Raw genomic sequence first — 12,532 nt, 5'->3', positions numbered from 1 at the left:
CCTGCCCCGCCCTTTCTTTTATAATAAAAAGAAAACGGAGCTGATGCCTTTGGAACTGCTCGATCCGCGCAACGATTTTTTGTTCAAACGTATTTTCGGAAGCGAAGAGAACCGGGATGTGCTGCTTGCTTTTCTCAATCGAACGTTTACCGAATCCGGACAGCCTCCGCTGCGCGAAATCCTGCTGCTCAATCCGTATACCGACAAAGATTCGCCCAGCGACAAACAATCGATTCTGGACATCCGTGCGCGCACGACCGAAGGCGAACTCATCAACGTGGAGATGCAGCTGTTCAACCGGTACGACATGGAGAAAAGAACGCTTTTCTACTGGAGCAAACAGTACGGCGGCCAACTTGTGGAAGGGCAATCCTACGCATCGCTCAAGCGCTGCGTGACGATCAATATCGTCAACTTCGCTTTGCTGCCGAACGCCCTGTATCACAGCGTGTTCCATCTTCGCGAAGATCGAACCGGCATTCCTTTGACCGACGATATCGAAGTGCATTTTCTTGAACTGCCCAAGCTTGAAGCGCATACGGTCGATATAAAAGAAGGCGGACTGGCGAACTGGCTGTTGTTTCTCAAGGGCGTCGATCCGAATCAATGGGAGGTGCTGACCATGAACGAACCGAAACTGAAAAAAGCGATGACGGCTCTGGAGTTTCTGAGTCAGGATAAGAAGTTGAGAATGGAGTACGAAGACCGCCAGAAGTTTCTGCGCGATCAGGCATCCATGATGGATGCGGCCAAAAATGCGGAGATCTACGGATTCAAGGCGGGAATGGCAAAAGGCATCGAGCAGGGCATCGAGCAGGGCGTGCAAAAAGGCATCGAGCAAGGTATCGAGCAGGGCGTGCAAAAAGGCATCGAAGACACGGCCCGGCGGCTGCTCAAGATGGGACTGCAGCCGGAGGAAGCGGCCGAAGCGACAGGCCTGACGCTCGAACAGGTCGAGCGCCTGCGAAGCGAGCCCTAACGATACGGCGCCTACTACTGCGATTTGGCAAACAAAAAGAGCCTTTATCCAAGGGATAAAGGCTCTTTCTTTTTCGCAACGACGCAGCGAAGCGTTCTTTTGTTAATCGTTCACAGCCTTGAAGCAGGCAGATGCAGGTGGGCGCACAAATTGCGCACATGATTAACGGCTGCCGGCCGAATTTCTTCGAAGGTCGCTTTTTCCTGAATGTAGTACGAGACGAATCCGTGCGCGGACAGGAACAGGCTGAGCGGAATGCTCTTGAGCGAGTCTTCCGTATGCAGCCCTTCGCTCAAGTGTCCGCGTACGATGGAAGCGAACAAGTCCAGGCACCGGCTCTGTTCGCTGCGGCAGTAAGCCAGCAGTTCTTCGTCGCGCGTCATGAACATGATCTCGTACTGATGCGGATGCTCCAGGCCGAAACGGATAAATTCCAGCAGCAAAAGCTCGGTGCGCGTGAATTCGTCGATCTCCGGACCGCTCATCACGCCGTTCAGGCAGCTCGACAAATACCCGAAATCTTCGATCACGATGGCGTAAAACAGTTCCGCTTTTTCTTTGAAATGATAGTAAAGCGAACCGTGGCTGTAGCCCAGATGCTGTCCGATACTGCGCATGGAAATGGCCCGGTATCCTTTGGTGATGAACAAATGTCTGGCCGCCTCAAGGATTCGCTCCCGCGACAACTCCTGCTCTACTGCTCTTCTCGCCATAGTCGTTATTCCCCTTCGATGTAGTAAACGGAGTCCCCTTTCGCGATGTCGGCCTGACCCTGCGTCAGATCCGTCATCCAGGAGACGAACGGCTCGGCTTCGCCCGCAGGCGGCAAGCAAAGAACGGTCACTTTATCCGTGAACTGCGTCTCGCCTGTCCGCACTTCGCGGCTTCGCAGTTCGTTCTCGACTTTGCCGTGCCACGTATAGTCCAGCGTGACGAATACCTGCGTATGCAGCACGCGCGTAATCTCGTCGCCGGCTTCGACCGCCGCCACGGCACCGTCCGCATAAGCCCGGATCAAACCTCCGGCGCCGAGCATGATGCCGCCGAAGTAACGGGTGACGACGACCGCCACGTTTTTCAGTCCCCGGTTTTTGAGCACTTCCAAAATAGGCTTGCCCGCCGTTCCGCTCGGTTCTCCGTCGTCGGACTGCTTTTGAATTTCATCGCGCTCGCCGAGCAGATAAGCCGAGCAGTTGTGGGTAGCGCCGCGATGAAGCTTTTTGATTTCGTTAATAAAAGCGTTCGCTTCTTCTTCATTCTCGACAGGACGAATATGACCGATAAAACGCGACTTGCGAATCACGATTTCTTGCTGCCCTTCTTGTCTGACCGTCTTGTAACGTTCCAACATGGATGATTCGAACCTTCCTTATAGTAGAAAGCAGTTCCCCATCTTCTGCATACGCCATAAACGCGATGCACGCGGGTGAACTGCTTTCCTCTGTGGGTTCCGGTGAACCGCCGAAGCGAATTAACCGGTGGTTATTCTCTTATTAAAACAGGAATTCACGTTGCCGTAAAGATTGATGTCAGAATTATTCCGCATAATTATTCGGACAGGCGCGATTCCAATTCCGCTTTTTCTTTTTCGAAGCCCGGTTTGCCGAGCAGCGCGAACATGTTTTTCTTGTACGCTTCGACGCCCGGCTGATCGAACGGGTTCACGCCCAGCAGGTAGCCGCTGATGCCGCACGCTTTCTCGAAGAAGTAGACGAGGTAGCCGAACGTATACGGGCTGAAATCTTTGATGTTGACGATCAGGTTCGGCACTTGTCCGTCCGTATGCGCAAGCATCGTGCCCTGGAACGCTTTTTTGTTGACGAAGTCCATCGTTTGGCCTGCGAGGAAGTTCAGGCCGTCCAGATCGTCCGCATCTTCTTCGATCGTGATCTGCTCGGACACGTTCTCTACCTGAATGACCGTCTCGAAGATGTTGCGGCTGCCTTCTTGAATGAATTGGCCCATCGAGTGCAGGTCGGTCGAGAAATCGACGGAAGACGGGTAGATCCCCTTGAAGTCTTTGCCTTCGCTTTCGCCGAACAGCTGCTTCCACCATTCCGACACGAAGTGCAGCGAAGGCTCGTAGTTCACGAGGATTTCCGTGCCTTTGCCTTTACGGTACAGCGCGTTGCGGACAGCCGCGTACTGGTACGCTTCGTTCTCGGCCACGTTCGGGTTCGAGAACTCGTCCGACGCGTCTGCCGCGCCCTGCATCATGGCGTCGATGTCCACGCCGGCAGCCGCGATCGGCAGCAGGCCGACAGCTGTCAGCACGGAGTAGCGTCCGCCCACGTCGTCCGGAATAACGAACGATTCGTAGCCTTCTTCGGTCGACAGCTTCTTGAGCGCGCCGCGCGCGGTATCCGTCGTCGCGTAGATGCGTTTGCGGGCTTCTTCTTTGCCGTATTTTTTCTCAAGCGCCGCACGGAAAATACGGAAAGCGATCGCCGGTTCCGTCGTCGTGCCGGATTTGGAGATGACGTTAACGGAGAAGTCTTTGCCTTCGACCAATTGCAGCAGATGCGACAGGTACGTCGAGCTGATGCTGTTGCCGGCGAAGAACACCTGAGGCGTCTTGCGCTGGGATTTGTCCTGTACGTTGTAGAAAGAGTTCGTCAGCATTTCGATCGCGGCGCGCGCGCCGAGGTACGAACCGCCGATGCCGATTACGATCAGCACTTCGGAATCGCTCTGGATTTTCTCCGCCGCTTTTTTGATCCGGGCGAATTCTTCCTTGTCGTACGCTTTCGGCAGGTCGATCCAGCCGAGGTAATCCGAACCTACGCCCGTTTTGTTATGCAGCTGCTCGTGGGCGAGCTTGATCGGTTCCGCGAAGTAGTCGATTTCATGCTGTCCGAAGAAACCCAGTGCTTTGCTGTAATCGAAATGAACGTTTTTGGCCATCGTATAAAACCTCCTCGAATATTTGCGTGCTTCAAACCGTTTTGCCGAATAAAAATTATCGAATAAAAAAGCCCCTGTCGTCATCCGGCCGGAGTCCATCACCGGATGCGCTCTTTCGCACGGACGCCGCAGGGGCGATAAACTTCGCACTCCGGGTGCCTGCCGCTTCAACAAAGCGTCAGGCGGATCGGGAGATGCGTTCTGTATTAGTTAAGCAGTTCCTTGACTTTGGACACGACGTTCTCCGGCGTGAATCCGTACTCTTCCATCACTTTGCCGCCCGGAGCCGAAGCGCCGAACGTGTTGATGCCGAGAATCGCGCCGGCATCGCCGACATAACGTTCCCAACCGAACGGGCTCGCCATTTCGACGGCCAGACGGGCTTTGACTTCCGGCAGGATAACGGAATCGCGGTAAGCTTTGTCCTGCTGTTCGAACAGATCCCAGCTCGGCATGCTGACGACGCGAACCTGGATGCCTTCTTCGGCCAGCTTGGCTTGCGCTTTGACAGCCAGCTGCACTTCGGAACCGGTCGCGAGAATCTGGGCGGCAGGCTTGCCGTCCTTCGCGTCGGACACGACGTAAGCGCCGCGCGCCACGCCTTCCCATGCGCATTCGACCGAACCTTCCAGAATCGGCAGGTTTTGACGGGTCAGAACGAGCGCTACCGGGTTTTTCTTGTTTTGCAGCGAGTAAGCCCATGCCGCCGAAGTCTCGTTGCCGTCGGCAGGACGGATCACCGTCAGACCCGGAATGATGCGTACGGAAGCGAGCTGCTCGATCGGTTCGTGCGTCGGGCCGTCTTCGCCTACGGCGATACTGTCGTGCGTGAGCACGTAAGTGACCGGCAGTCCCATCAGGGAAGCCAGGCGGATCGCCGGACGCAGGTAGTCGGTGAACACGAAGAACGTGCCGCCGAACACTTTGATGCCGCCGTGCAGGGCGATACCGTTCATCGCTCCGGCCATGCCGAATTCGCGCACGCCGTAGTAGATGTTGCGTCCCGCGCGTTCCTGCGGCGTGAACACGGTGATGTCGTTCAGGTGGGTCATCGTGGAGCTTTCCAGGTCGGCCGATCCGCCGAACAGCTGCGGAATGCGGTGCACGACGCCGTTCAGCGCTTTGCCGGAAGCAACGCGGGTCGACATTTCTTTGTCGCCTGCCGCGTACTTAGGCAGTTCTTCGTCCCAGCCGATCGGAAGGTCGGCATTGAACGCCATCAGGAATTGAGCGGCCAGTTCCGGGTTCTGGTTCTGGAACTGCTCGAACTGGTCGTCCCAGATTTTGTTCGCCAATTCGCCTTTTTCTTTGACTTTGGCGAAATGTTCGCGAACTTCGTCCGGCACGTAGAAGTTTTCTTCGTAGACCCAGTTGTAGAATTCCTTCGTCAGCTTGGTCTCGTCGGAGCCGAGCGGCGATCCGTGAGGACCGGCGTGGCCGCCTTTGCCCTGCTTGTTCGGGCTGCCGTAACCGATGATCGTTTTGACTTCGATCAGCGTCGGACGTCCCGTATCCATTTTGCCCTGCTCGATCGCTTTGGCGAGAGCGTCGACGTCGTTGCCGTCTTCGACGCGCAGAACCTGCCAGCCGTAACCTTCGAATCTCTTCATGACGCTGTCCGTCAGCGACAGGGAAGCTTCGCCGTCCAGCGTGATGTCGTTGGAATCGTACAGCATGATCAGTTTGCCGAGCTGCATATGGCCGGCCATCGAAGCCGCTTCATGCGAGACGCCTTCCATCAGGTCGCCGTCGCCGCAGATCGCGTACGTATAGTGGTCGATGATCTTGAAATCGGCCTGGTTGTAGACGGAAGCGGTGTGCGCTTCGGCGATTGCCATGCCGACCGCCATCGCCACGCCCTGGCCCAGAGGACCGGTCGTTGCGTCGACGCCCGCGGTATGGCCGTATTCCGGGTGGCCCGGCGTCTTGCTTCCCCATTGGCGGAACTGTTTGATCTCTTCCATCGGCAGATCGTAACCCGACAGGTGCAGCAGGCTGTAGAGCAGCATCGAACCGTGTCCCGCGGACAGCACGAAACGGTCCCGGTTCACCCAGTTCGGGTTGGACGGGTTGTGATTCATTGTCTTGGCGAAAAGCTGGTAACCCATCGGCGCCGATCCCATCGGCATGCCCGGGTGACCGGAGTTCGCTTTCTCGATCGCGTCGATCGAAAGGGTCCGTACCGTAGCAATCGACAAATCGTCGATTTTAATATTGTTAGCCATGTTCTAATATCCTCCTCGGTCGTTTCCGGCAGAACCGGAGACGGATTGTGAAGACTCCTGTTGTCCAGTATATCACTTTGAAATATTCATTTCCATAGGATTCGACACAAAGCCGGAAATTGAAGCCGCCGCGAAAAAAGAAACGCTTGATCGCGCCCTCCGCCTACATCTTCCTTTACCCGGACTGCCGCTCCCGTATTCGCGCGGCGCCAAACCTTTTTGCGCCGCACGGCTCTCTTTTTCCCAAGAACGCTACAGGGCCGCTCCGAAGATCCGCTCGCGCTTCTCCCGCTGCGGATCGTTCTCCGGGACGGCCGTCATGCCGAACACCATCGTGGTCCGGCCGTCTTCGGCGTAAGGCGCCCACGGCAGCGCGCCGGTCGACGGATCGCCGGCCTTCGCAAAGCCCTGCCACGCTTCGCGCATCGCGTCCGACAGGTTCTGCATAACCGGTTCGAGGCGCACGCCCATGCGGGGCAGCAGCACCAGATTGCCGAATACGAACGGAATCTCGACGGCATGCATCGCGGCTCCGAAGAACGGATGGCCCGGCAGCGTCCAGTCGAACCGGTACATCCATACCGGGGCATGCCGGGACTGCGCCTCGGCGAACGCCAGCGCGGAGCGCCAGAAGTACAGGTCGGTCATCATGTCCGCCTGTCCCGCAAGCGTCGGCGGATACTCTTTCAGCCATTCGGTGACGTCTTCCTGGCCCGTCATCGCGCGCAGCGTATCGATCAGCGCTTCCGGCGCCATCACCTGCGATTCGTCATGGAAAAAGAATACGCCTTCGTCGCGATTCGTCCCGACGATCAGCGGAATGCCCGCCGCGGACCCTTCGGCTACGGCCTGCAGGGGCTCAACCGGAAGCGTGCCCGGTTCGACCGCCGGCTGGAACGGCAGCGTGACGCCCGCGCTTTCGGCTTCGCTGCCCATTTGGGCGGCGGCCGCAAGCAGCTCTTCGGCGCCGAGCGTCTTGAGGCGCTCCAGATTGCCGCCGTCCACGCCGAGCCGGCGCAGGAAGCCGGCCGAGATGCTTTCGGCCTGGGCGGCCGGCATCGATTGGGCGGCTCCGCTTTGCAGTACGGCCCGGTGGAACAGGCCGCGGGCGGCGGGCATCGCCAGCAGCGCGGCGATGCTCATCGCGCCGGCCGACTCGCCGAACAGCGTCACGGCGTCCGGATCTCCGCCGAAGGCCGCGATGTTGGCGCGCACCCATTCCAGCGCGCACACCTGATCGAGCAGTCCCGTATTGGAATCGAATCCTTCGCCGAGCGGGGAGACGTGCAGGAAGCCGAGCGCTCCCAATCGGTAGTTCAAGGAGACGACGACGCAGTCTCCCCGCAGGGCAAGCTGCGTGCCGTCATAGAGCGGAAGGCTCGAAGCGCCGGACACGAAAGCGCCTCCGTGAATCCAGACCATGACCGGAAGTGCCGAGCCGGCAGGCTCCGGGGCCCATACGTTCAGGTGCAGGCAGTCTTCCGACATCTCGACGGCGTTCGAACCGAACAACGACGTTTCCGGCGGAGCGGGCTGCGGGCATATCGGACCGAATGCCAATGCGTCGCGCACGCCTTCCCAGGCCTCCGCAGGCTGCGGAGCGCGGAAGCGCAGGTCGCCTACCGGCGGCCGGGCGTACGGAATGCCTTTCCATACACGGGCCCCGTTCACGACCGCGCCTCGAAGCGTGCCTTGTTGCGTAACGATCTCTGTATATTCCATTGTCTCTCCTGCCTTTCGCGCATCTCTCGTCTGAGGTTCACCTGCTGCTTCCATTTAAACACAGCGCTGCCGGGCTATTCAAATCTCGCACTCCGGTCAAGCTCCGGAGTTGCGTATCCCGGCAAACGAAAAGCGCCTTTCCCCGGAAGGAAAGACGCTTGGGTTCCGAAACGCAGGATCGGCGTACGGCCGACGCACGGCAGGCGCATGGCCGGATCACGGCCGAAAAGCGGCGCCGGACAAACGTTCAGTCGACGGGGCGGTGCTCAGGCGCCGGACCGACCGATCCGCCTTCGATCAGGCGGACCTGCATCCGTTCGTGTTCGACGGAATCGCCGGACAGGATGTTGAGCAGGTGTTCGGCGGCCGCCGCGCCCCATTTGGGCCGCGAATAATCGACGGTCGCAAGTCTCGGCTGCAAATATTTGGCGAGCTCGATATTGTCGAAGCCGATCAGGTGAACCTGCTCGCCGATTTTGAGTTCGGTACCGTTCAGCGCATTGCTAATGCCGACCGCCATCTCGTCGTTGAGACAGAAGACCGCGACCGGACCGTCGTACTCGTCGACGATCTGCCGCGCCGCGACTTCGCCGCCCTGCTTCTCGAAATTGCTGCGAATTTCGGTCAGGCGGACGTCGGGCCGCGCTTCCGCCATCTGCCGCACAGCCGCAAGGCGTTGATTCGAATCGTACGAATCTTCCGGCCCGGTCACGACATAGAGATTGCGGTGTCCGCGGTCCAGCAGATGGTTCATCGCCGCTTCCGCGCCCGCCTGGTTGTCGAGCAGCACGCGGTTGATGTTCGGATGAATCAATTCGCGGTCCAGTACCACGATCCGGTGTCCGCGGTCCGCGTACCGCAAAATCTCTTCGCTGCCGAATCCCGAATCGAGAATAATCGCGCCGTCGATCATTCGCTCGGGCAGCATGCGGTGCGATTGCATGCCGCTGCACACGATCATGTCGTACCCTTCGCGATTGAGCACGCGCTTGACCCCGTCCAGCAGATCGCCGTACACGTCGCCGCGGAAATCCGTCAAGAATACGCCAATGATGCGGGATTCTCGCTTCTTCAGCGTGCGCGCCGCGGCGTTCGGCACGTAATGCAGTTCCTCGGCGATCGCCAGAATGCGCGAACTGGTCTCGTCCGTCACCTTGCTGCTGCCGTTTAACGCGTAAGACACCGTTGAAATCGATACTCCTGCCTTTTTGGCGATATCCTTGATACTGACCAATCCACTCGCTCCCCTGTCTGGTTGCCTTTTACTTCTTATACCCATATAACAGACAACAAAGGCGATCCGTCAAGATCGCCCCGTTGTTTTTCTATAATATTACACGAAAATTTCGATAATGTTGCGATCTTTGGCGGCCGCGGCTTCAAAATCGGCCCGCGCGATGCGGATTCCGCCTTCGCGGTAGCGGTTGTCGCCTACCCGCTCGCCGATTTCCCGGCCGTTCAATTTCACGACACCCGATACGTCCGTACCGATGCGGTACACGAACGTCGCCGGAATGCCGTCGTAGCTGAAATCGAAGTTCATTCCGTCAAGCGAAGCCGGCAGAACCGGATCGACGACCAGGTCTCCGCCTTCCTGACGGATGCCGAGCACGTTGCCGATCAGCTGGTTCATGTAGATTCCGGGACCGCTGGAATAGATTCTCCATCCGCCCTTGACGGCCACGTCGCCGCTTTTCAGTTCGCCGAAGCGCTCCTGCGCTTCGTACCGGTCGTTGAACTTGCCGTCCGAGCTGCTGAAGTACGAGTTGCTCTGGCGCAGCTCCGCGTTCGGCACGACGTCCTGAATGCCGATCGGATTGATGATCGCGAGGCCGTTCCACGTCTCGTCGGAAAGTCCCAGCTTCGCCATCGCTTCCACGTAGCGGATATGGGCATGCACGTACTGCAATCCGATCTCGCGGCCGAAGTTCGACGCCTGCTCGGCGCGCTTGAAGTGGGTGCTGACGCCGCCCGCGTATTGAGCCGGACGGTTCATGAGGCGTACGCCGTCCGGGCAGTAGAACTCGCGCTTGATCAGTTCGTAATGCGCTTGCGCCTGTTCGGGTGTGAGCAGTTCCCCGATCATGCTGCGCGTCATCGGCAGCAGGCGGTAGGAGATGCCCGTTTCCGTGTCGCTCGGATGCAGCATCGGCTTGGGCTTGTCCGCTTCTTCCATGTACACGAAGCCCGGAATGACGTCCGTGTTCAGCATATAGCGTCCGAAGTCGGCGCGGATGCCTTCGGCCATCTCGGCCAATTCCTGCGCGAACGCCGCATCGGCGCCTTCAAGCGCGGAAGACAGCACGTTGACCGTTTGGTACGTCAGCGCGACCGTCCAGCTGCTCACCATGTACTGCTTGAGCTGCGCGTTCGCCGGCTGGAGCGTGTCGTCCCAGTCGCCGTCGCCGTACGAAGACAGGAACGTGTCGTGCAGGAAATTGTTTTTGATATAGGCGATTTCCTTTTTGGCATGATCCAGAATCGTATGTTCGTCTTCCGTGAAGCCGAACTCGTGCTTGACCGTGTACGGCACTTTTTCCGACAAAATGCCGAAGTCCCGCGTCGTTTTCAAATAATCGCCCAGCACTTTAAGCGGCCAGACGATGATGTCGCCGTGGCTTTCTTCCTGCTGGATCGCGAAATACTTGTCGAACATGAACCACTGCGGCCAGGCGCCGTCGTCTTCGTACTGGTGCGAATAGACGGTCTTCAGAATGTCTTTGACCTGTCCGTATTTCTGCGTCGCCATGAAGTATTCGACCGGTCCCTGGCAGACGTCGCGCGTTCCCCACGCCGCTCCGCCGTACTGTTCCAGGCCGTGCGGGGAGGAATAGTGGACGAGCATGTTATGCGTGTACCACCAGGCGAGCGCGTTGACTTTGAACAGTTCTTCGTTGGTGCTGCTGCCGTCTTTGGACAGGTTGAACCCGTTCATGACGTCTTTGTAGAAAGCACGGTACTTGACGGCTTCTTCTTCTACCGAACGCTGGGCAAAAGGAAGTTCCGTGCCGTCAAGCGACCCTTGCACCGTCAGCGTCCAGTTCGCGCTCGGCTCGATCGCAAGCGTCACGAGCGAAGCGTCGCCCGGGTCGATTCCTTCGGCCAGCATCGTCTCGTCGCCGATCGAGCTGGTCGCTCCGTCGACCTTCATGCGGAACGCAAGGTTCGGGTACGAAGTCGCGCTGAGCGAAGCCGTGTCGGCCTTAAACGTCAGCACGCCGCCCTGCTCCGTCATATGCAGCGGGAATTCGTATTCGTTCACGTTCATCGTGATCTGCGTCGTGACGAGGTAGCGGTAAGCCGTTCCGCTCTGCGAGCTGACACTCAGGCGCACTTCCGGGCTGTCCACGGTCGTGAACGCCGTGACGATCAGCGTGTCGGCTTCGGTCTTGTACGTCCAGCGCACGTAGTTGAAACCGATCTCGAACAGCGACGGCATCGTCAGCAGGCGATATTGTCCTTCGACTTCGACGTAGATGCGCTGGCCGGCCGTTTTCGGCACGTTAAGCGCGCTGCGCATATTGCTCATCATTTTGTTGAAGTTGGTGTTGCCGAGCACGACCTGCGAATTGAACACGCCGTACATGTAAGACGTGCTTGCAAGCACCGGTACGCCGAATTCCACGTTGCCGCCGCTCATGAGGATATGGCCGTGCGGACGCTCGACGAGGCGCTCTTTTTCCTTCAGGACGATATGTTCGTACGTGTCCGTGAAGAAAGCGAGCAGTTTGCCGTTCTCGCGTTCTTCCTGGTACCGGTTCGGGAACAGGTTCGCCACTTCGTCTTCCGTCAGGTCGAGCGTCTGCAGCGGTTCGCCGATCGACGCTTTGATCGAGACCGGCGGGAGCGATGAAAGCTCGCCCGCCGCTTCGGCTTCGTACGCTTCCCAGGCGGACTGCACGTCGCCCGCGTATTCAAGCTCCGAGATCGCCGACGGATGGTCGGCGCGGTGCAGGCCGTAGAAGACGAAGCGCGCTTCGCCGCTCAACGCGACCAATTCGGATTGCAGCGCCGTATAGGCGAATTCGTATTGGTAGACCCGGTTCGCAAGCTTGCCCTGCGTCAGCGATTCCGGCACATTGGTTTCTTTGTACGATTTGCCGAAGAACTGGAAGCCGTCGGTCGAGTAGCCGGCCGCGCGCGTCAGCGAACCCTGCTGCATGTACGGGAAAGCGCCGCCCTGCGGTTGGTTCTGGCGGGAGCAGACGACGTAGCCTTTGCTCTCGTCTTCGAACACCGTGTGGTCGATGTACTGCGACAGATAAGCTTCGTTGCTGCGCACCGCGCCCGGATCGGCGTTGCCGACGTCCTGGCCGTAGACGACGTCGATATTGACGCCTTCGCCGCGCGTCTGCACGTCCCAGAACCAGACGTCGCGGTCCGTGACGGTGAAGGTGACGGTGTATTCGACGTTCTCTGCGCGGCCTTCCCAGACGACGCGCTTGGCGCCGCGGCTAACGGAGCTGCCGGAAGCAATCCCGAGCAGCGGGTAGAACGAGATGCCGGATTCGCGGTGGAACCGCAGGTACAGGTTATTGAGCGAACCGTCGAGCGGGCTCGACAGCAGCTGGTTGAGCATCGTTTGGCCTCCGAGCGCCCGGTAAAGGTCGCCGCTCGGCCAGAAGGTGAAGTTCAGGCTTCCCGCCTGAACGCTGAATTTCGAATTGGGGTTTGCGAGAGTCGTCATGAATGAGTTCACTCC

General features: G+C 58.6%; 8 protein-coding genes. 1 reads left to right on the top strand and 7 read right to left on the bottom strand.

Features of this window, described 5'->3' with window-relative positions; all coding sequences use genetic code 11:
* Window positions 1–43 precede the first annotated feature (43 nt).
* Window positions 44–979 carry an Rpn family recombination-promoting nuclease/putative transposase gene (locus tag FFV09_RS17195; RefSeq protein WP_141448964.1) on the top strand — a complete coding sequence of 312 codons (936 nt, stop codon included), beginning with the start codon at window positions 44–46 and terminating at the stop codon, window positions 977–979.
* Window positions 980–1,089: 110 nt separating this feature from the next.
* Here the strand turns inward: FFV09_RS17195 and FFV09_RS17190 are convergent, their stop codons facing one another.
* The 7 genes from FFV09_RS17190 to FFV09_RS17160 all read right to left on the bottom strand — a co-directional run bounded on the left by FFV09_RS17190 (window position 1,090) and on the right by FFV09_RS17160 (window position 12,517).
* Complete coding sequence (locus FFV09_RS17190; RefSeq protein WP_141448963.1) at window positions 1,090–1,692, bottom strand: TetR/AcrR family transcriptional regulator; 603 nt, start codon at window positions 1,690–1,692, stop codon at window positions 1,090–1,092.
* Between the two features lie 5 nt (window positions 1,693–1,697).
* The gene (locus FFV09_RS17185; protein WP_141448962.1) at window positions 1,698–2,330 is read right to left on the bottom strand and encodes a YigZ family protein; all 633 of its coding nucleotides are present in this window, start codon (window positions 2,328–2,330) and stop codon (window positions 1,698–1,700) included.
* A gap of 197 nt (window positions 2,331–2,527) precedes the next feature.
* Complete coding sequence (locus tag FFV09_RS17180) at window positions 2,528–3,883, bottom strand: glucose-6-phosphate isomerase (RefSeq protein WP_141448961.1); 1,356 nt, start codon at window positions 3,881–3,883, stop codon at window positions 2,528–2,530.
* Window positions 3,884–4,089: 206 nt separating this feature from the next.
* Window positions 4,090–6,108 carry a transketolase gene (gene tkt / locus FFV09_RS17175; protein ID WP_141448960.1) on the bottom strand — a complete coding sequence of 673 codons (2,019 nt, stop codon included), beginning with the start codon at window positions 6,106–6,108 and terminating at the stop codon, window positions 4,090–4,092.
* A 252-nt stretch (window positions 6,109–6,360) separates the two neighbouring features.
* Window positions 6,361–7,830: a carboxylesterase/lipase family protein gene (locus tag FFV09_RS17170; RefSeq protein WP_141448959.1), complete on the bottom strand. Its 1,470-nt coding sequence runs from the start codon at window positions 7,828–7,830 to the stop codon at window positions 6,361–6,363.
* 247 nt (window positions 7,831–8,077) lie between these two features.
* Window positions 8,078–9,064, bottom strand: a complete 987-nt coding sequence (locus tag FFV09_RS17165) for a LacI family DNA-binding transcriptional regulator (RefSeq protein WP_141448958.1) — start codon at window positions 9,062–9,064, stop codon at window positions 8,078–8,080.
* A gap of 99 nt (window positions 9,065–9,163) precedes the next feature.
* Complete coding sequence (locus FFV09_RS17160) at window positions 9,164–12,517, bottom strand: GH36-type glycosyl hydrolase domain-containing protein (protein ID WP_141448957.1); 3,354 nt, start codon at window positions 12,515–12,517, stop codon at window positions 9,164–9,166.
* Window positions 12,518–12,532: the final 15 nt, after the last annotated feature.

The organism is Saccharibacillus brassicae, assembly GCF_006542275.1.
Lineage (GTDB): Bacteria > Bacillota > Bacilli > Paenibacillales > Paenibacillaceae > Saccharibacillus > Saccharibacillus brassicae.
The sequence above is the reverse complement of the archived record's forward strand: the minus strand, read 5'-3'. Positions and strand labels throughout refer to the sequence as shown.

Excerpts from the sequence above, each read along its gene's own strand:
- FFV09_RS17190 (WP_141448963.1), bottom strand. The coding sequence starts at position 1,692 with ATGGCGAGAAGAGCAGTAGAGCAGGAGTTGTCGCGGGAGCGAATCCTT.
- FFV09_RS17170 (WP_141448959.1), bottom strand. The coding sequence starts at position 7,830 with ATGGAATATACAGAGATCGTTACGCAACAAGGCACGCTTCGAGGCGCG.
- FFV09_RS17195 (WP_141448964.1), top strand. The coding sequence starts at position 44 with ATGCCTTTGGAACTGCTCGATCCGCGCAACGATTTTTTGTTCAAACGT.
- FFV09_RS17185 (WP_141448962.1), bottom strand. The coding sequence starts at position 2,330 with ATGTTGGAACGTTACAAGACGGTCAGACAAGAAGGGCAGCAAGAAATC.
- tkt (WP_141448960.1), bottom strand. The coding sequence starts at position 6,108 with ATGGCTAACAATATTAAAATCGACGATTTGTCGATTGCTACGGTACGG.
- FFV09_RS17160 (WP_141448957.1), bottom strand. The coding sequence starts at position 12,517 with ATGACGACTCTCGCAAACCCCAATTCGAAATTCAGCGTTCAGGCGGGA.
- FFV09_RS17180 (WP_141448961.1), bottom strand. The coding sequence starts at position 3,883 with ATGGCCAAAAACGTTCATTTCGATTACAGCAAAGCACTGGGTTTCTTC.